Source organism: Streptomyces sp. NPDC051364 (assembly GCF_040682115.1).
Taxonomy (GTDB): Bacteria; Actinomycetota; Actinomycetes; order Streptomycetales; family Streptomycetaceae; genus Streptomyces.
Genome location: NZ_JBFBAH010000006.1, coordinates 166,754 through 185,706, shown reverse-complemented (window position 1 = coordinate 185,706; position 18,953 = coordinate 166,754). Strand labels below are relative to the sequence as shown.

At 72.8% G+C, this 18,953-nt stretch carries 14 protein-coding genes; 8 read left to right on the top strand and 6 right to left on the bottom strand.

Annotated features, from left to right (window positions below; translation table 11 throughout):
* Positions 1 to 18: 18 nt before the first annotated feature.
* Positions 19 to 372: a hypothetical protein gene (locus AB0M76_RS15490; RefSeq protein WP_365953349.1), complete on the bottom strand. Its 354-nt coding sequence runs from the start codon at positions 370 to 372 to the stop codon at positions 19 to 21.
* A 90-nt stretch (positions 373 to 462) separates the two neighbouring features.
* Here AB0M76_RS15490 and AB0M76_RS15485 point away from each other — a divergent pair, with 90 nt between their 5' ends.
* Positions 463 to 810, top strand: a complete 348-nt coding sequence (locus tag AB0M76_RS15485) for a helix-turn-helix domain-containing protein (RefSeq protein ID WP_365953348.1) — start codon at positions 463 to 465, stop codon at positions 808 to 810.
* Positions 794 to 3,286 carry a DNA helicase PcrA gene (gene pcrA, locus AB0M76_RS15480; RefSeq protein WP_365953347.1) on the top strand — a complete coding sequence of 831 codons (2,493 nt, stop codon included), beginning with the start codon at positions 794 to 796 and terminating at the stop codon, positions 3,284 to 3,286. The genes AB0M76_RS15485 and pcrA overlap by 17 nt, the downstream gene beginning before the upstream one ends.
* Before the next feature lie 50 nt (positions 3,287 to 3,336).
* Here the strand turns inward: pcrA and AB0M76_RS15475 are convergent, their stop codons facing one another.
* Complete coding sequence (locus tag AB0M76_RS15475) at positions 3,337 to 4,941, bottom strand: peptidoglycan DD-metalloendopeptidase family protein (RefSeq protein ID WP_365953346.1); 1,605 nt, start codon at positions 4,939 to 4,941, stop codon at positions 3,337 to 3,339.
* Positions 4,942 to 5,162: 221 nt separating this feature from the next.
* Positions 5,163 to 5,948: an alpha/beta fold hydrolase gene (locus AB0M76_RS15470; RefSeq protein WP_365953345.1), complete on the bottom strand. Its 786-nt coding sequence runs from the start codon at positions 5,946 to 5,948 to the stop codon at positions 5,163 to 5,165.
* Between the two features lie 222 nt (positions 5,949 to 6,170).
* Here AB0M76_RS15470 and AB0M76_RS15465 point away from each other — a divergent pair, with 222 nt between their 5' ends.
* Positions 6,171 to 6,575: a cobalamin B12-binding domain-containing protein gene (locus AB0M76_RS15465; RefSeq protein WP_266664611.1), complete on the top strand. Its 405-nt coding sequence runs from the start codon at positions 6,171 to 6,173 to the stop codon at positions 6,573 to 6,575.
* 54 nt (positions 6,576 to 6,629) lie between these two features.
* Here the strand turns inward: AB0M76_RS15465 and AB0M76_RS15460 are convergent, their stop codons facing one another.
* Complete coding sequence (locus AB0M76_RS15460) at positions 6,630 to 8,240, bottom strand: DUF5691 domain-containing protein (protein ID WP_365953553.1); 1,611 nt, start codon at positions 8,238 to 8,240, stop codon at positions 6,630 to 6,632.
* Between the two features lie 208 nt (positions 8,241 to 8,448).
* On the bottom strand, positions 8,449 to 9,789 hold the full coding sequence (locus tag AB0M76_RS15455; protein WP_365953344.1) for an SWIM zinc finger family protein: 1,341 nt from the start codon (positions 9,787 to 9,789) through the stop codon (positions 8,449 to 8,451).
* A 134-nt stretch (positions 9,790 to 9,923) separates the two neighbouring features.
* Here AB0M76_RS15455 and AB0M76_RS15450 point away from each other — a divergent pair, with 134 nt between their 5' ends.
* The 5 genes from AB0M76_RS15450 (at position 9,924) to sucD (ending at position 17,066) form a co-directional block, all read left to right on the top strand.
* Positions 9,924 to 11,030: an AAA family ATPase gene (locus AB0M76_RS15450; RefSeq protein WP_266664607.1), complete on the top strand. Its 1,107-nt coding sequence runs from the start codon at positions 9,924 to 9,926 to the stop codon at positions 11,028 to 11,030.
* Positions 11,027 to 13,291, top strand: a complete 2,265-nt coding sequence (locus AB0M76_RS15445; protein WP_365953343.1) for a DUF5682 family protein — start codon at positions 11,027 to 11,029, stop codon at positions 13,289 to 13,291. Before AB0M76_RS15450 ends, AB0M76_RS15445 begins: the two co-directional genes overlap by 4 nt.
* A 247-nt stretch (positions 13,292 to 13,538) precedes the next feature.
* Positions 13,539 to 14,705, top strand: coding sequence for a VWA domain-containing protein (locus AB0M76_RS15440; RefSeq protein ID WP_365953342.1), 1,167 nt, complete (start codon positions 13,539 to 13,541; stop codon positions 14,703 to 14,705).
* A 270-nt stretch (positions 14,706 to 14,975) separates the two neighbouring features.
* Entirely contained in the window at positions 14,976 to 16,154 is a 1,179-nt protein-coding gene (gene sucC, locus AB0M76_RS15435) for an ADP-forming succinate--CoA ligase subunit beta (protein ID WP_365953341.1), read from the top strand.
* A gap of 21 nt (positions 16,155 to 16,175) precedes the next feature.
* Entirely contained in the window at positions 16,176 to 17,066 is an 891-nt protein-coding gene (gene sucD / locus AB0M76_RS15430) for a succinate--CoA ligase subunit alpha (RefSeq protein WP_266626306.1), read from the top strand.
* A gap of 97 nt (positions 17,067 to 17,163) precedes the next feature.
* Here sucD and AB0M76_RS15425 read toward each other — a convergent pair whose 3' ends face one another.
* Complete coding sequence (locus AB0M76_RS15425; RefSeq protein ID WP_365953340.1) at positions 17,164 to 18,894, bottom strand: helix-turn-helix domain-containing protein; 1,731 nt, start codon at positions 18,892 to 18,894, stop codon at positions 17,164 to 17,166.
* Between the last annotated feature and the right edge of the window lie 59 nt (positions 18,895 to 18,953).

The following is an 18,953-nucleotide window of genomic DNA, read 5'->3' as shown; positions in this document are numbered from 1 at the left end:
GGATATGGCGCTTGCGGATCAGCGCCAGAGGACGGCGATGAAGATATTGACCACGGTTAGACCGCCGACCGCGCCGAACAGCGCCTTCTCCACCCGCTCCTCGTCCCGCTTCACGTAGACGAGGACGAGGATCACGAAGAGGACGGCGAGCTTCACGCCGATCTTGATGTTGTTGACGTGGCCGCCGTCCATCTCACGGAAGCCGACCAGCAGGGCGCCCGTGACGAGCATCGTCAGCGCGCCGTGCAGCATCGCGGGCACGAAGCGGGCGGTGCCGGCGCTCATCGCCTTCATCTGGGTCAGGAAGCCGCCGAGGAGGGCGGCGATACCGATGATGTGCAGGCCCACGAAGACATTGATGAGTACGTCCATGGCGCCGAGCGTACGGGGGCTCCCGGGCGGCCCCGGAAGCGGGTCCGCTCGTCCGGGAGGGTCCGTACGAGATCTGCGTACAGTGGCGGCATGCCTGCCGCCGCCGAGCCGACCCACCCCTGCGCCGAGGATCTCGGCCTGGCCGAGGTGCTCGCGGCCCTCGGGCACCCGGCCCGCCTCGAGATCGTCCGCAAGCTCGCCTCCGGCGAGGAGACGTTCTGCGGCGAGGTGGTCCCCGACCTGCCCAGGTCGAGCGTCACGCACCACCTCAAGACGCTTCGCGAGGGCGGGGTGATCCGCCAGAGCCCGCAGGGCCGCAGGCTCTGCCTCACGCTGCGCCGGGACGACCTGGAGATGCGTTTCCCCGGTCTGCTGGAACTCGTACTGGCGTGTCGGTCCCGCCCTCTAGACTCGGAAAGCGATGAGCAGCCTCTTTGACGACAGTTTCCTGGCGGACCTCACCCCCTCCGACGAGGTCCCTCCGCCGCCCGAGGAGCACGCCGCCCCGGAGCCGGGTGCGGACGATCTCTTCGGGGGCCGCTTCGACGCGCCCATGGGTGGTGACGCGTACTACCGGGACGGCTCCCCGAAGCCCGTCATCGACCCCGCGACCCTCCTGGACGGGCTGAACGAGGAGCAGGCCGCGGCCGTGGTGCACGCGGGATCCCCGCTGCTCATCGTGGCCGGCGCCGGCTCCGGCAAGACCCGGGTGCTGACCCACCGCATCGGCCACCTGCTGGCCGCGCGGAACGTCCACCCCGGCCAGATCCTGGCGATCACCTTCACCAACAAGGCCGCCGGCGAGATGAAGGAGCGCGTCGAGGGCCTGGTCGGCCCGCGCGCCAACGCCATGTGGGTGTCCACCTTCCACAGCGCGTGCGTGCGCATCCTGCGCCGCGAGTCGAAGCGGCTCGGCTTCACCTCGTCCTTCTCGATCTACGACGCGGCCGACTCGAAGCGCCTGATGGCGCTCGTCTGCCGCGACCTGGACCTGGACCCGAAGAAGTTCCCGCCCAAGGCCTTCAACGCCAAGATCTCGAACCTCAAGAACGAGCTCATCGACGAGGACGCGTTCGCCGGCCAGGCCGCCGACGGCTTCGAGAAGACGCTCGCCCAGGCGTACGCGATGTACCAGGGGCGGCTGCGCGAGGCCAACGCGCTCGACTTCGACGACATCATCATGACCACCGTCCACCTGCTCCAGGCCTTCCCGGACGTCGCCGAGCACTACCGGCGCCGCTTCCGGCACGTCCTGGTGGACGAGTACCAGGACACCAACCACGCCCAGTACACGCTGGTGCGCGAGCTCGTCGGCACCGGCTACCCGGACCTGCCGCCGGCCGAGCTGTGCGTGGTGGGTGACGCCGACCAGTCGATCTACGCCTTCCGCGGCGCGACCATCCGCAACATCCTCCAGTTCGAGGAGGACTACAAGGACGCGACGACGATCCTGCTGGAGCAGAACTACCGCTCCACGCAGACGATCCTCTCCGCCGCCAATGCGGTGATCGAGCGCAACGAGAACCGCCGCGCCAAGAACCTGTGGACCCAGGCCGGCACCGGCGCCGTCATCACCGGTTACGTCGCGGACACCGAGCACGACGAGGCGCAGTTCGTCGCCGACGAGATCGACCGGCTGACGGACGCGGGCGACGCCAAGGCGGGCGACGTGGCGATCTTCTACCGGACGAATGCGCAGTCGCGTGTGTTCGAGGAGATCTTCATCCGCGTCGGACTGCCCTACAAGGTCGTCGGCGGCGTCCGCTTCTACGAGCGCAAGGAGGTCCGCGACGTCCTCGCGTACCTGCGCGTCCTCGCGAACCCGGAAGACAACGTCCCGCTGCGCCGGATCCTGAACGTGCCCAAGCGCGGCATCGGCGAGCGCGCCGAAGCGATGGTCGACGCCCTCGCGATGCGCGAGAAGATCACCTTCCCGCAGGCGCTGCGGCGTGTGGACGAGGCCTTCGGCATGGCCGCGCGCTCGACCAACGCGGTGAAGCGGTTCAACGTGCTGATGGAGGAGCTCCGCACGATCGTCGACTCGGGCGCGGGCCCGGCGGTGGTCCTCGAGGCGGTGCTGGAGCGTACGGGCTACCTCGCCGAGCTCCAGGCATCGACCGACCCGCAGGACGAGACGCGGATCGAGAACCTCCAGGAACTCGCGGCCGTGGCCCTGGAGTTCGAGCAGGCCCGGGGAGAGGACAACCCCGGTACCCTCGCGGAGTTCCTGGAGCAGGTCGCGCTCGTCGCCGACTCCGACCAGATCCCGGACGAGGACGAGGACGGCTCGGGCGTCATCACGCTGATGACCCTGCACACCGCCAAGGGCCTCGAGTTCCCGGTGGTCTTCCTGACCGGCATGGAGGACGGGGTCTTCCCGCACATGCGGGCGCTAGGCCAGACCAAGGAGCTGGAGGAGGAGCGCCGCCTCGCGTACGTGGGCATCACGCGGGCGCGCGAGCGGCTGTACCTGACCCGGTCGAGCATGCGCAGCGCCTGGGGCACCCCCTCGTACAACCCGCCTTCGCGGTTCCTCGAGGAGATCCCGGCGGAGTACCTGCAGTGGAAGCGCACGGGCGCCGCGCAGAAGCCGGCGGGCCCGATGCGGAGTTCGGGCTCGGGGTACGGGTCGTCCGGCTCGGGCGGCGGGAAGGCCACGTTCGGCACCTCGCCGGAGGCGTTCCTGTCCTCGTCCCGTACGAAGTCGGGGCCGTCCGGGTTCGCGACGCGTCGGGCCGCCGACAAGCCGGTCATCGCGCTGGCGGTCGGGGACCGGGTGACGCACGACCAGTTCGGGCTGGGCACGGTCATGGAGGTCAGGGGCGCCGGCGCGGACGCGCAGGCCACCGTCGACTTCGGGGACGACAAGCCGAAGCGCCTGCTGCTGCGCTACGCGCCGGTGCAGAAGCTGTAACCGGGGGGCCGGGGCCGGAGCCGGGGGATCGGTTCCCCGGCCGGTCGGGCTTAGGTCGGATCCAGGCCGTGGCTGCGGAGCCAGGGCAGGGGGTCGATCGCCGAGCCGCCGCCGGGGCGTACCTCGAAGTGGAGGTGCGGGCCGGTGGAGTTGCCCGAGTTGCCCGAGTAGGCGATGACGTCGCCCGCCTTGACCTTGCCGGACCGGATCTTGGTGCTGCTGAGGTGGCAGTACCAGGTCTCGGTGCCGTCGGGCGAGGTCACTATGGCCATGTTGCCGTAGGCGCTGTTCCACTGGGTGCGCACGGTGCCGTCGGTGGCGGCCATGACCGGGGTGCCGTAGGAGACCGGGAAGTCGATGCCGGTGTGCACGGACATCCACATGCCGCCGGCCTGGCCGAAGCTGGCGCTGAGGCCGTGCTGCCCGACCGGGATCGCGAACTTGGGGCGGGCCGCTTCCTTGGCCGCCTCCTCCTCCGCCTTCTTCTTCTTTTCGTCTTCCTGGCGCTGGTGGAGGTCGATGCGCTCCTGCGTGCGGCTCGCGCGGTCCGCGAAGTCGCCCGCGTCGGCGCTGAGAGCCGTCAGCTGGGTGTCGAGCTTGCTGTTCGCCGCTACGGGCTTCACCGAGGCCGGGTCGGGCGCGGCCATCGTGGTGGTGTCCTCGGCGGGCCTGTCCACGGCGCTGAGTCCGCCGACGGAGGCGGCCGCGACACCGGCGACGCCCATCACGCAGGCGGAGGGCACGGCCACGGTCAGCAAGGCGGAACGCTTCGCCGGGGTGCGGCGCCGGCTGTTGCCGCCGCTTCCGGAGGGGGAAGCGGCCGTGGACGCCGACTTGGTCTTGGCGCCGGCCCGGCGCGAGCCGCGCGGCACGGGCGCGGCGGCCGGGGTGACCGGCATGGCCTGGGTGGGCAGGTCGTGCACCGGGGCGGCCGCGAGGTCGGCATCGAGATCGAGCCCGAAGTCGTGGTCGAGGCCGTGCTCGAGATCGAGCCCGAAGTCGTGGTCGAGGCCGAGGTCGTGGTCCTGCTCGGGGGCTTCGTTGTCGAGGACCTCGAAGACTGCGGTCTCGCTGTAGACGTCGGCGGCGGGGGCGGCCGGCGCCTCGTAGGCGTAGGCCGTGTCCTGCTGCTGCTGGTGGTGCTGCTGCGGCTGTGCCTCGTGCTGCTGCTGGTACTCGTACTGGTAGTCGTACGAGAAGGTCTGCGTCTGCTGCTCGTGCTGCGGGACGGTGTTCCAGGCGGTGGCGTCGTACGCGCCGGTCTCGGTGCCCGTGGTGCCGTAACCCGGCATCGCCCACTGCCCGGTCTGAGCGGCCTGCCCGGTCTGCTCGTAGCCGAAGGCGGTGGCCTGGTAGTCCGTGCTGCCCGGCTGGTTCCAGGCGCTCGCATCCCACTGTCCGGTGCCGGCGTCCTCGGTGACGCCGCCCTGGGCGGGGATGGTCGACAGATAGCCGCCGTCCTGCGTGTAACTGCCCTGGGCGGACCAGGCGGTGGAGTCGTACGCGCCGGTCTCGTAGGAGGCGTAAGAGGCGTAGTCGTACCCCTGGCCCTGCGTTTCGTAGGAAACGTAGGCCGAGCCACCAGTGAAAGTGGTGTCGGAAAGGCCGTCGTACCCGGAATCGGGGTACAGGCCCGACGAGGGGCGGTCGTTCACCAACTTCTCTTTCGCCTCGGCAGTGGGGGCCTGGGTGGCCAGGGAACTCGAGGTTCCCTGGGGAGAGCAGTGGCGTGACTGTACCCGGCGGTTACTGGCAACGACAATCTTCGAGGGGTTCCGAGCTTTCCGGAACCGGGCATTCGGCCGCCTTTCGGTCGCGGCAAGGCCGAGCCTTGGCCTTGAGTTCGAAATTCGTTCGAGTCCGGGTGGGTTGGAGTTCACGCGACGGAAGCGGCGTCTCCCAGGTTCTCGACCGCGGCCGGACCGGGACCGTCGAGCGCGCGCCGGACCGCCGCCGTCACGGCGGGATGGGCGGGCAGGGCGAGGTGTCCGATGCCGGTGACCTGCACGTTCTCGACGCGGAGATCCGGATGCTCGATGCGGGCCGTCTCGGTCGGATCCATCAGCTCGTCGAACTCGCTCCAGAACGCCACGCATCGGGTCCGGCAGCCGGGTGCGGGTGCCCGCAGTTCGGCCATCACCTCGGAATCCGGGCGCATCTGCCGGACCAGCGGGTGGGCGTCCATGAAGGGGGCGACCCGCGTGCCGGAATGCGGGGTGCCGAGCGTGACGAGCGTGCGGACGCGGGCCTCGCCGCCGAGGCGCTGGACGTAGTACCGCCCGACCAGCCCGCCCAGGCTGTGCCCGACCAGGTCCACCTGCTCCTGTCCCGTGCGCTCGCACAGCTCCTCGACGCGCCGGGCGAGGTGGCGGGCGGTGACGCGCAGGTCGCGGGTGAAGGGGGAGTAGTTGTACGTCTCCACCTGCCGCCGTCCGCCCGCGGCGAGCGTGCGGCGCAGCAGGACGAAGACGGACCGGTTGTCGGTGAACCCGTGCAGGAGGAGTGCGGGTGTCTGCCCGAGGTGTTTTCTGCTGGTTTCGGCGGGCTTCTCCTGGCGTATCCCGGTCGGGTAGAGAAGCAGATGGCCGCCGAGGACCACCGCCTCGAGCACGCCCGCCCGCAGTGCGGCCCCGGACACGGGTACGGGTATGGACACCCCCATGGACGGCCCCCCTAAGCCTTGTGGGACAGCGCCTCTTGGGGCTGAGGCAGGCCGCGCCACCGTGCCGTGCGGCTGTCGGTACGGTGGCGCAGCGCCCCCGGTGCGGCTCCCCTGGCGGTGAATCAACGCCGTCCCACGTGTGATTTCCCCCTCGTGGTTCACCGTGAAACGGGGGTGTGCGCGATGCTGTACTTAACGTTCGTTCACTCGGGAGGCAGTGCGATGGGTGTGACCGGTCCGATCCGTGTGGTGGTGGCCAAGCCGGGTCTCGACGGCCACGACCGCGGGGCCAAGGTGATCGCGCGTGCGCTGCGGGACGCGGGCATGGAGGTCATCTACACCGGCCTCCACCAGACCCCCGAGCAGATCGTGGACACCGCCATCCAGGAGGACGCCGACGCGATCGGCCTCTCGATCCTCTCCGGCGCCCACAACACGCTGTTCGCGCGCGTCCTCGAGCTCCTCAAGGAGCGCGACGCGGAGGACATCAAGGTCTTCGGCGGCGGCATCATCCCGGACGACGACATCGCCCCCCTGAAGGAAAAGGGCGTTGCCGAAATCTTCACCCCGGGCGCAACGACGACGTCGATCGTGGACTGGGTCCGCGCCAACGTCCGTACCGTGTAGCCGCCGGGCCACCGCTGCGCGGAGTCGATGCTGCGCAGCGGTACCCCGGGCAGGTCAGGGCCTCGGGGCCAGCTCCGCGAGCATCGTGGCGCGTAGGCGCAGCGTGGCGACCAGGCGTTGGAAGGCCTCCGACCAGTACGCCGCCGCGCCCGGGGACGTGTCCGGCGGGCCGTCCGACGCCGTCGTCAGGGACTCCAGATGGTTGGCCGCCGCGGGATCCAGGCAGCGCTCGGCCAGGCCCATCACCCCGCTGAAGCTCCACGGGTAGCTGCCCGCCTCCCGTGCGGCGTCCAGCGCGTCCACCACCGCCCGCCCCAGCGTCCCCGCCCACGGCACCAGGCACACGCCGAGCAGCTGGAAGGCCTCCGAGAGGCCGTGGGCCCGTATGAACCCCGCGACCCACTCCGCCCGTTCCCCGTCCGGCAGGATCGACAGCAGCTTCGCCCGCTCCGCGAGCGACGCCGTGCCGGGGGCCGTCGCGGGCGGTGCCGAGGCCGCGCCGAGCAGGGCCTTCGACCAGTCCGGATCACGCTGGCGGACCGCCGCCCGGCACCACGCCGCATGCAGCTCCTCCCGCCAGCTCTCGCCCTCGGCCACCGGCAGCGCCACGATCTCCGCCGGGGCAAGCCCGCCGAACCGCTCCCGCCAGCAGGACAGCGGCGCCGCCTCCACCAGCTGGCCCAGCCACCAGGCCCGCTCCCCGCGCCCGGCCGGCGGCCGTCTGACCACTCCGTCCCGTTGCATCCCCGCATCGCACTCGGCCGGCGGAGTCACCCCCTCCGGCCCCACGCAGGCCAGCGCCCGCTCCGCCATCCGCCCGGCCAGCGCGGACTCCGGCAGCGCGGACAGCAGCTCGGCGGCCGTCGCCCGGACGTTGCGGCTCCGGTCGCCCAGGGCCGCCTCCAGGAACGGCTCGTCGCCCGCCCTCAGCCCCACCCGCAGCGAATCGAGGAACATCAGCCGGTCCTCGGCCCGTTCCGTCGCCCAGGTCGTCGACAGCAGCCGTGTCGCGGCCGCCGCCTCGTGCGCCCGTACGGCTCCCAGCAGGGCCACGCGTTCCGCGAACAGTCCTTCCTGCCACAGCCGTTCCACCCCTGCCCGGTCCTCGGGGTCAGGCAGTTTCCCGGCGCCGCCCGCGCCGCCGCGCAGGGCGAACCGCCAGTCCGGGTTCAGCCGGGCCAGCCACAGTCCCCGCGCCCCGGCCAGGGCCAGCGCCTGCGGGCGCAGGTCCGTACGGGCCCGGGCCGCGTCCAGCAGCGCCGGCACCAGCGCGGCCGGCGCCCGGTATCCGTACCGCCCGGCGGCGGCCAGCCACTGCGGCAGCAGCTCCGTCAGATCCGGGGCGGCCCCGCGCCGCCCGCCGCCGCTGCCCGCGCCGGTCCGGCCGGCCAGCAGCTGGGCGAGCCGCCGCCGGGCCGGCTCCGGCGGGGCCGGGCGCGGATCCCGCGGTGCGGGCTCCGGCCGCGGACCCGCCTCGGCGGGCCGCAGCCCGGCCCGGCGCCGTACGGTCTGCACGGCCGCCGCATCGAGCAGCGCCGCCGGACTCCCTTGCCGCCGCCCGGTCCCCAACAGCGCGGCCCCGACCAGCTCCTCCCACTCCCCGTAAACCGCGTTCGCGGTAGCACCCGTAGTCGTAGTCGTAGTCGTGGTTGTCGTCGTGCCCATGGTCGTCGTGGCCGTCACCGCGTCCCTCCCTCTCGTCGTGCAGTGCTCCGGTCCCGCCCCCTCCGCGGGACCGGAGCAGCTTTCGCGCCCCGTCTGCCGACCCTTCAGCTTGCGTGGTTGTCGTTCACAAAAGCCCCCCGGCTTCGTCGTTCGTGCACGCCGGCGCCCCCGCGCCAACGCTCCCTCCCCTACGGGCCCCCCGGCCCCGTCACCCCAAGGCGACCGGTTCCGGGCAGCCCGGATGCCACGCCGTCAATGGAGTGAATCCGCGGTGTCCGCATTCGCCGAACACCGTGACCGGGCCGCCGCCCGAGAGCGCGGCCAGCTGCCACAGCCCGGACCGCGACCCGCCGTCGGCGAGCGCGACCGGCAGCGCGGAGTTGCCCTCGGCATCCGCCAGCTGCCAGCCCGGTTCCCCCGGTATCGGGATCACCGGGCCCAGCACCACCGGCCACGAGTCGAGCCACGGGTCCTCCCGCAGCGCCGCCCCGTACGCCTCCAGTGCCGCCCCCGTACCGACCCCGGCCGGGACCCGGTCGCACGGCGTGGCCGCCGCGGATCTCTCCCCGAGATCCGCCCGCAGCCCCGCCGAACCGGGCCGGAAGCGAGCCTCCGCCTCCAGCACCAGCCCCACGGGCAGTGCCAGCCCCGGAGGCCGCCCGGGCGGACCGAAGTCCAGTACCAGGGCCGGGCGCCCGCTCCCCAGCCCGCGCAGCCAAGTCCGCCGGGTGGTGAGCCGGCCGTCCGGTGACACCGAGTCGTACTGGGCGAGCACCAGCCAGCGGTCCCGTACGACCTCCCCCTCCGCGGCGGTACCCGGAAGCCCCACCCTGCTCCGGACCGTCGCGGCGAGCGGCTCCGGCAGGCCTGCCAGCCCGAGCCAACCCCGGTTCAGCAGGTGCAGCAGCGCGCCCTCCTCCAGCATCCGGGCGGGCCATCCGGGACCGCAACTGGGTATCGTCCCCAACTCCCTCACCCGCGCCGCCAGTCCGGGCGCCTGGGCGTCGACCATCCGGGCGGCCGTCTCCTCCCAGGGTGCGTACCCCGCCTGCTGCTGGCCGGCCAGGCCCGCGCGCAGCACGTCCTCGAGCCGCTGCTCCAGTTCGCCGACGCCCGCACTGATCCGGGCCGCCCTCCGTTCGGCCCGGCGCTTCGCCGCCTCCTCGTCCACCGGTCTGCCTGCCGCGGCCGCGGGGCGCTCGGCCTTCGCCACCCGCTCCGCCAGCCACCCGGCGGCCCAGTCCGGCGCCTCGCCGGGCTCGCCGAACCCCTCCGCCGCCCAGAGCAGCAGCAGCCCGAGCGCGTGCTTGCACGGGAACTTCCGGCTCGGACAGGAGCACTTGTACGCCGGGCCCCTCAGGTCCACGACCGTCCGGTACGGCGTACTGCCGCTGCCCTTGCACAACCCCCACACCGAACCGGAAGCGGAATCTCCGGTCTGTGACCACGGACCCGCCCCGCCCAGCTTGGCCCCCGCCTTGCGTGATGCATCGTCAGGAGCCAGAGCCAGTACCTGTTCCGCCGTCCGGCGGACCCCCTGCTCAGTCATGTGTCCCACCGTAGAGACCCCCACTGACAATCGCTCTGACCTGCAACAACCGTGCGAGCGGGGAGCGTTGTCAGTGGTGTGGTGCACGGTTGTTCCAGCAGTCGGGAGCGGCTGCCGAGCATTGGAGGGGGACCATGACCATGCCCGAGAACGGCAAGGGCGCCGAGGTGCTGCGACCGCACGCCGAAGACGCCTTCGCGGACGAACTGAAAGCCCTCGCGGCCGCCGACGACCGGCCCCGCCCGACGCGCTGGAAGCTCTCCCCGTGGGCCGTCGCGACCTACCTCCTGGGCGGCACCCTCGACGACGGCACGGTCATCACGCCCAAGTACGTCGGCCCGCGCCGCATCGTCGAGGTCGCCGTCACCACCCTCGCGACCGACCGCGCCCTGCTCCTGCTCGGCGTCCCCGGCACCGCCAAGACGTGGGTGTCCGAGCATCTGGCCGCAGCCGTCAGCGGAGACTCCACCCTCCTCGTCCAGGGCACCGCCGGCACCCCCGAGGAGGCGATCCGGTACGGCTGGAACTACGCCCGCCTCCTCGCCCAGGGGCCCAGCCGCGAAGCCCTCGTACCGAGTCCCGTCATGCGGGCCATGGCCGAGGGCATGACCGCCCGCGTCGAGGAGCTCACCCGCATCCCGGCCGACGTCCAGGACACCCTCATCACCGTCCTGTCCGAGAAGACGCTCCCCATACCGGAGCTCGGCCAGGAGGTGCAGGCCGTGCGCGGCTTCAACCTCATCGCCACCGCCAACGACCGCGACCGCGGGGTCAACGAGCTCTCCAGCGCGCTGCGCCGCCGCTTCAACACCGTCGTGCTGCCGCTGCCCGCCACCGCCGACGCCGAGGTCGACATCGTCGCCCGCCGCGTCGACCAGATGGGCCGCGCCCTCGACCTGCCGGCCGTGCCCGAGGGCCTGGAGGAGATCCGCCGCGTCGTCACCGTCTTCCGCGAGCTGCGCGACGGGGTCACCGGCGACGGCCGTACGAAGGTGAAGTCGCCGAGCGGCACCCTGTCCACCGCCGAGGCCATATCGGTCGTCACCGGCGGTCTCGCCCTGGCGGCCCACTTCGGGGACGGCGTACTGCGCCCGTCCGACGTGGCCGCCGGGATCCTCGGCGCCGTGGTCCGGGACCCGGCCGCCGACAAGATTGTCTGGCAGGAGTACCTCGAGGCCGTGGTGCGCGAGCGGGACGGCTGGAAGGACTTCTACCGCGCCTGCCGGGAGGTGACGGCGTGAACGGTACGGGCAGCCCGGCCGCCGGGTGGCGGGGGCCGCTGCTGCTGGGCGTACGGCACCACGGGCCCGGCTCGGCCCGCGCGGTGCGGGCCGCCCTCGACGCGGCCCGCCCGGCGGCCGTGCTGATCGAGGGCCCGCCGGAGGGGGACGCGCTGCTGCCGCTGGCCGCCGACCCGGGGATGCGGCCGCCCGTCGCCCTGCTCGCGCACGCCGCCGACGATCCGGGCAGGGCCGCGCTCTGGCCGCTGGCCGCGTTCTCGCCGGAGTGGGTCGCCATCCGCTGGGCGCAGGAGCAGGAAGTACCCGTTCCGGTGCGGTTCATCGACCTCCCGGCCGCGCACACGCTGGCCGCGCAGACCGACACCGACACCGACCCGGATGCGGCCGAGTCCGTACGGCCGGACCCCCTCGCGGTGCTGGCCGGAACGGCCGGGTACGACGACCCCGAGCGCTGGTGGGAGGACGTGGTCGAGCACCGCGGCGCCGTCCGGGAAGACCCTCTCGCCGCGTTCGAGGCCCTCGGGGAGGCGATGGGAGCGCTGCGCGAGGCGTACGGGGACGGCGGCCACGCCCGGGACCTGGTGCGCGAGGCGTACATGCGGCAGCGGATGCGGGCCGCCCGCCGGGAGTTCGGGGACGCGTACGCCGTCGTGTGCGGGGCCTGGCACGTGCCGGCGCTGCGCGCGAAGACCACGGCCGCCGCGGACAAGGCGCTGCTCACCGGGCTCCCCAAGGTCAAGGTGGAGACCACCTGGGTGCCCTGGACCCACCGGCGGCTCGCCCGGGCCGGCGGGTACGGCGCGGGCATCACCTCGCCCGGCTGGTACGCGCACCTCTTCGCGGCCCGGGACCGGCCGGTGGAGCGCTGGCTGACCAAGGTCGCCGGGCTGCTGCGGGAGGAGGACCGGCAGGTCTCCCCGGCACACGTCATCGAGGCGGTCCGGCTGGCGGGGACGCTGGCCGCGGTGCGGGGGCGGCCGGTGGCCGGGCTGACGGAGACCCTCGAGGCGGTGCGGGCTGTGATGTGCGACGGCTCCGACATACCGCTCGCGCTCGTCGAGGACCGCCTGGTCGTCGGCGACGTGCTCGGCGAGATCCCCGACGGGGCGCCCGTCGTGCCGCTGCAGCGGGACCTTACCCGGCAGCAGCGCTCGCTGCGGCTCAAGGCCGAGGCGCAGGAGCGCGAGCTGGAGCTCGACCTGCGCAAGGACACCGACGCGGCCAAGTCCCTGCTGCTGCACCGGCTGCGGCTGCTCGGCATCGACTGGGGCACGCCGGCCGCCTCGCGGGGGAGCACGGGGACGTTCCGCGAGACGTGGCGGCTGCGCTGGGAGCCGGAGCTGTCGGTGCGGGTCGCCGAGGCCGGGATCTGGGGCACCACCGTCGTGGCGGCCGCCACCGCCAAGGCCGAGGCGGATGCGGCCGGGGCGGCGGAGCTCGGCGAGGTGACGGCGCTGGCCGAGCGGTGCCTGCTGGCCGGGCTGTCCGAAGCCCTGCCCGCCGTACTGCGGGCCCTCGCGGACCGGGCCGCACTGGACACCGACGTGGCACGGCTCGCCAAGGCCCTGCCGGCGCTGGCCCGTTCGCTGCGGTACGGAGACGTACGGGGGACGGACGCGTCGGCCCTGGGCACGGTCGCGGGCGGGCTCGCGGAGCGGATATGCGTGGCGCTGCCGCCCGCGTGCGCGGCGGGTCTGGACGGGGACGCGGCGGCGGAACTGCGGGGCCATGTGGACGGGGTCCACGGCGCGATCGGACTCCTGGAGGCGGGCGGCCTGCGGGAGCGCTGGGCGGCGGTGCTGCGGGCGCTGGCCGGGCGGGACACGGTGCCGGGGGTGATCCGCGGGCGGGCGGCCCGGCTGCTCCTGGACGACGGGCAGCTGCCGGCGCAGGAGACGGCGCGGCTGATGGGGCTCGCCCTGTCCCCGGCGGCGTCGCCGGCGGACGCGGCGGGCTGGATCGACGGATTCGCGGGGGGCGGGGGCACGTTGCTGGTCCACGACGAGCGGCTGCTGGGGCTGATCGACGCGTGGCTGGCGGGGGTGCCGGAGCAGGCCTTCACCGACGTACTGCCGCTGCTGCGGAGGACGTTCGGGGCGTACGAGGCGGGCGTGAAGCGAAGCCTGGGCGAGCTGGTCCGCCGCGGCCCGTCGGCGAAGCCCGCGCCGTCCCAGGCCCCCGAGGGCTTCGCCCTCACCCTGGACCCCACCCGCGCGGACGCAGTCCTCCCCGTCCTCCGCCTCCTTCTCCCCGCCCCGTGACGACCACCGACGCCCCGCCAGGCTCCCTGGGCCTTGCGCCTCAATCGCCGGCGGGGCTGGATTCGGGCGGGTCCGGGCGGAGCCCGGGGAACGGGGGAAGGGCGGGGCGGGGAGAGGCTCCGCGCAGCGGTGGGGCGGGGCGGGACGCACGGCATCCGGTGGGTACGGGGGCTCGGTGCATCGGAGACGGAATGGATACGCGCCGTCGGCACGGGCCGGTGGCCGGGATGAGCAGGGGGACGGGTAGATGAGCAGTACGGGGATCCCGGCAGTGGGCGACGCCGCCGCGGAGGCGCGGTTGCGGAGGTGGCGGATGGTGCTCGGGGGGGACGGGGACGGGACCGGGTGCGTGTTGAGCGGGCGGGATGCCGGCATGGACGCCGCGCTCTCGGCGCTGTACGGCGCAGGCGGGGCCGCGAAGAGCGGCGGGGAGCGGAGTGGGGGGCTCGGGGGGTCCGCGCCCCATGTGGCCCGCTGGCTCGGGGACATCCGTACGTACTTCCCCGGCTCCGTCGTCCAGGTCATGCAGCGGGACGCCATCGAGCGGCTCGGCCTGTCCACCCTCCTCCTGGAGCCCGAGATGCTGGAGGCCGTCGAGCCCGACGTCCATCTCGTGGGAACGCTGCTTTCCCTCAACAAGGTCATGCCCGAGACGACCCGGGAGACGGCCCGCGCCGTCGTCCGCAAGGTGGTCGAGCAGTTGGAGAAGCGGCTCGCGTCCCGCACCCGCGCCACCCTCACCGGCGCCCTCGACCGCTCCGCCCGGACCGGCCGCCCCCGGCATGCCGACATCGACTGGGACCGGACCATCCGGGCGAATCTGAAGAACTACCTGCCGGAGTACAAGACCGTCGTCCCTGAGCGGCTCGTCGGGTACGGGCGCGCCGCCCAGGCGGTGAAGAAGGAGGTGGTCCTCTGCATCGACCAGTCCGGATCGATGGCCGCCTCCGTCGTCTACGCCTCCGTCTTCGGCGCGGTGCTCGCCTCGATGCGTTCGATCGCGACCCGGCTCGTCGTCTTCGACACCGCCGTCGTGGACTTGACGGATCAGCTTGATGATCCGGTCGACGTCCTGTTCGGCATGCAGCTCGGCGGCGGCACCGACATCAACCGCGCCCTCGCCTACTGCCAGTCGAAGATCACCCGCCCTGCCGACACCGTCGTGGTCCTGATCAGTGATCTCTACGAGGGCGGCATACGCAACGAGATGCTGGGCCGCGTCGCGGCGATGAAGGCGTCGGGAGTCGAGTTCGTGACCCTCCTGGCCCTCTCCGACGAGGGCGCTCCCGCCTACGACCGCGAGCACGCCGCGGCCCTTGCGGCACTGGGCGCCCCGGCCTTCGCCTGCACCCCCGACCTGTTCCCGGAGATCATGGCCGCGGCCCTGGAGAAGCGCCCCCTGCCCGCCCCCTGACCCGTCCCCGATCGGCGCCGCCGGGCATGGCAGATCACACGAACTTCCAGTTCAACCGTGAGGCGATCTGTGACAGGTATCACCGCTCAGGTGTGATCTGCGATTTAGGGACCCACGTCCCACGGGGATAACCTGCGGGACGGACATGCCGCGTCCACGGTCACCGTGTGCGCCTCCCTAGTGACAGCGCCGTCACGTTGCCCTCCGCGGCACGCCCACGCAGACAACCGCGAATCACTGCGAATCTTTGAAGACAAGGGACGGACGCGCGTGGACCTGTTCGAGTACCAGGCGAGGGACCTCTTCGCCAAGCACGGTGTACCGGTGCTGGCCGGTGAAGTCATCGACACGCCTGAGGCGGCTCGCGAGGCCACCGAGCGGCTGGGCGGCAAGTCGGTCGTCAAGGCGCAGGTGAAGGTCGGCGGCCGCGGCAAGGCCGGCGGCGTCAAGCTCGCCGCCACCCCGGACGAGGCCGTCGCCCGTGCGACGGACATCCTGGGCATGGACATCAAGGGCCACACGGTCCACAAGGTGATGATCGCCGAGACCGCTCCCGAGATCCTCGAGGAGTACTACGTCTCGTACCTGCTGGACCGCACCAACCGCACCTTCCTGGCCATGGCCTCGGTCGCGGGTGGCATGGACATCGAGCAGGTCGCCGAGGAGGCCCCGGAGAAGCTCGCCAAGGTCCCGGTGAACGCCAACGAGGGCGTGACCATCGAGAAGGCCCGCGAGATCGTCGCGCTGGCGCAGTTCCCGGCCGAGGTCGCCGAGAAGGTCGCCGAGGTCCTCGTGACCCTGTGGGCGACCTTCATCGCCGAGGACGCGCTCCTCGTCGAGGTCAACCCGCTCGCGAAGGTCGCCAACGGCGACGTCATCGCGCTCGACGGCAAGGTCTCGCTCGACGAGAACGCCGAGTTCCGCCAGCCGGGCCACGAGGAGTTCGTGGACCACGCGGCCGCGAACCCGCTCGAGGCCGCCGCCAAGGCGAAGAACCTCAACTACGTCAAGCTCGACGGTGAGGTCGGCATCATCGGCAACGGCGCGGGTCTCGTCATGAGCACCCTCGACGTCGTCGCCTACGCCGGCGAGAACCACGGTGGCGTCAAGCCCGCCAACTTCCTGGACATCGGCGGTGGCGCCTCCGCCGCCGTCATGGCCAACGGTCTCGAGATCATCCTCGGCGACCCGGACGTCAAGTCCGTCTTCGTCAACGTCTTCGGTGGCATCACCGCTTGTGACGAGGTCGCCAACGGCATCGTCCAGGCGCTGGCCCTGCTGGAGGAGAAGGGCGAGGCGGTCACCAAGCCGCTCGTCGTCCGTCTCGACGGCAACAACGCCGAGCTGGGTCGCAAGATCCTCTCGGACGCCAACCACCCGCTGGTGCAGCGCGTGGACACCATGGACGGCGCGGCCGACAAGGCCGCCGAGCTCGCGGCTGCGAAGTAAGGGCAGAGGTCACAGACTCACATGGCTATCTTCCTCAACAAGGACAGCAAGGTCATCGTCCAGGGCATGACCGGTGCCACGGGCATGAAGCACACCAAGCTGATGCTGGCTGACGGCACCAACATCGTCGGTGGCGTGAACCCGCGCAAGGCCGGCACGACCGTCGACTTCGACGGCACCGAGGTCCCGGTCTTCGGCTCCGTCGAAGAGGCGATGAAGGCGACGGGCGCCAACGTCTCCGTCCTCTTCGTCCCGCCGGCCTTCGCCAAGGCCGCCGTCGTCGAGGCCATCGACGCCGAGATCCCGCTGGCCGTCGTCATCACCGAGGGCATCGCGGTGCACGACTCCGCCGCCTTCTGGGCGTACGCGACCGCCAAGGGCAACAAGACCCGGATCATCGGCCCGAACTGCCCGGGTCTGATCACCCCCGGCCAGTCCAACGCCGGCATCATCCCGGGCGACATCACCAAGCCCGGCAAGATCGGTCTCGTGTCCAAGTCCGGCACGCTGACCTACCAGATGATGTACGAGCTCCGTGACATCGGCTTCACCTCCGCCGTCGGCATCGGTGGCGACCCGGTCATCGGCACCACGCACATCGACGCCCTGGAGGCCTTCGAGGCCGACCCGGACACCGAGCTGATCGTCATGATCGGCGAGATCGGCGGCGACGCCGAGGAGCGTGCGGCGGACTTCATCGCGAAGAACGTCACCAAGCCGGTCGTCGGCTACGTCGCGGGCTTCACCGCCCCCGAGGGCAAGACCATGGGCCACGCCGGCGCCATCGTCTCCGGCTCCTCCGGCACCGCGCAGGCCAAGAAGGAGGCCCTCGAGGCCGCCGGCGTCAAGGTCGGCAAGACGCCGACCGAGACGGCGAAGCTCGCGCGCGAGATCCTGAACGCCGCGAAGTAACGCTTGCCGCTGCCGTACGTGTGTACGTGTGTACGGCTGTACGGGCGTGGCCCGCATCCCGGATGGGGTGCGGGCCACGCCCGTTTCTGCTCCGTTTCTACTCCAGGCTGGGGGCGAGCCGCTCGGGCCTGTGCGCCGGATGCGCGCGCAGCTTCTCGCGCAGCTGCCGGGTCTCGTCGGTGAGCCGCTGGGGGCCGCCGAGCGGGGGGACCCCGGAGACGCTCGCGCCGGCCGCGATGGGGGGCTCGTACTGCCGGGGCGCGGTCGCGGCGGTGTACGCGGTCGCGACGGCGATCACGGCGCTCAGGCCGAGGACCGCGCGGGTCAACCGCGTGGCGCGGTGCTCGGCGGCGACGCGTACGGCGGCTGCGGCGCGGGGTTCCAGCCGGACGGCCGGCTTGACCGCGCCGAGCCGCTCGCGCAGCAGCGCGGACCGGTTCTCGGGCGGCGCAGCGGCCAGTTCCGGGATCCGGTCGGCGAGGGCGGCGTGCGCGTGCAGGAGGCGGTTGCCGGCGGTGGGGGTGCTGGCCTCGGTCTCGGCGGCGGTGTCGGGGAGGTCGAGGCCGACGCCGTCGTAGAGCAGGACCGTACGGCGGTGGGTCGGTGGGAGCGCCAGCATGGCGTCCATCAGGATCCGGTCGGCAGGGGCGGCCGGGGCCTTGTCGGGGTGCTTGTGGGCGCGGCGGAACCGGTGCCAGGGGGAGAGGGCGTACTCGTACGCGGCTGCGCGCACCCAGCCGACGGGGTCGGGATCGGTGGCCACCTCGGGCCACCGCGCCCAGGCGACCTGGAACGCCCGCTCGACGGCCTCTTGGGAGAGGCGGCGGCGGCCGGTGAGCAGGTACGCCTGCCGCGTGAGGGCGGGGGCGGCGTACCCGTACAGCGCATCGAACACCTCTCTGGGCCCCAACGGCCCCTCCGCAGCCCCGTCATCCGGAACCTCCGGCTCCCCCTCCGCCCCGCCCGGCGCCTGTCCCTCCCCCTCGGGCTGGGCCGCGTCGGGCGACGCCCCGGGCTGCCCGGTGGCGCCGTCCGGTGGCTGCGGGTGCCCCTCCGGCCCGGCCGGCACCTGTGCCGGCCCTCCGGGGTGGGGTGCAGTGGCCCCTTCGGGTGTGGGCCCGTGCTCCTCCGGGGTTGCGGGCGCGGTGTCAGCGGGGGTCTGTCCCGGACCCTCCGGGTGGGGTGCGGCCTCACCGGCGGGCGCGTGCTCGTGCCCCTCCGGGGTGGTTTCTGACGGGGCGTGGGGCGGTTCCTGCTCGGACGTGGGTGCGTGGCCGTCGTGATGCGGGGGCTCCGGGGGGCGGTCGGCCGGGCCGGAGGCCCCGCGCCCGGGCGTGCCGATGCCGCGGGCGGTGGCCTTGACGTTGATCTCGGCCGCGTGGCGGGGCATGGCCGCGGGGGGCCTCGTAGCCCGCTTGGCCGCGACCGGCGGCCGGGTCCACGGCCCGTGCCCGCCCATGCCGAAGGGCCGGATGCCGCCTGCCATCCGCGCCGGGGTCGCTTCGATGTCGGCCGCGCCGGTGCTCTGCGCGTTCGCGTCCGTGTCTCCCGGCGCAGGCCCGGCGGCTCGGGCGGGGTCCGTGCCCGGGTCCGACTCCGCAGCGGCGGACTTCTGCGCCTCCGGGGGGTGGAGGGCCGTCAGGAAGCCCGCGTACGCCTCGCGTTTGCGGCCTCGGGGGCCCGTGCGGCCCGTCTCCCACGAGCGGACCGTGCTGACCGTGACGCCCACCGCCGTCGCGACGTCCTCGTACGTCAGGCCCGCCGCCTCGCGCAGTCTGCGGCGTTCCTTGGGCGAGGGGAGCCTCGGCTCCTCGACGCTCTCTGTCATGCCACACTCCCCGTGACCTGCCGGCAGCCCTGGGCGAAAAAGTACATAAAACGTATATT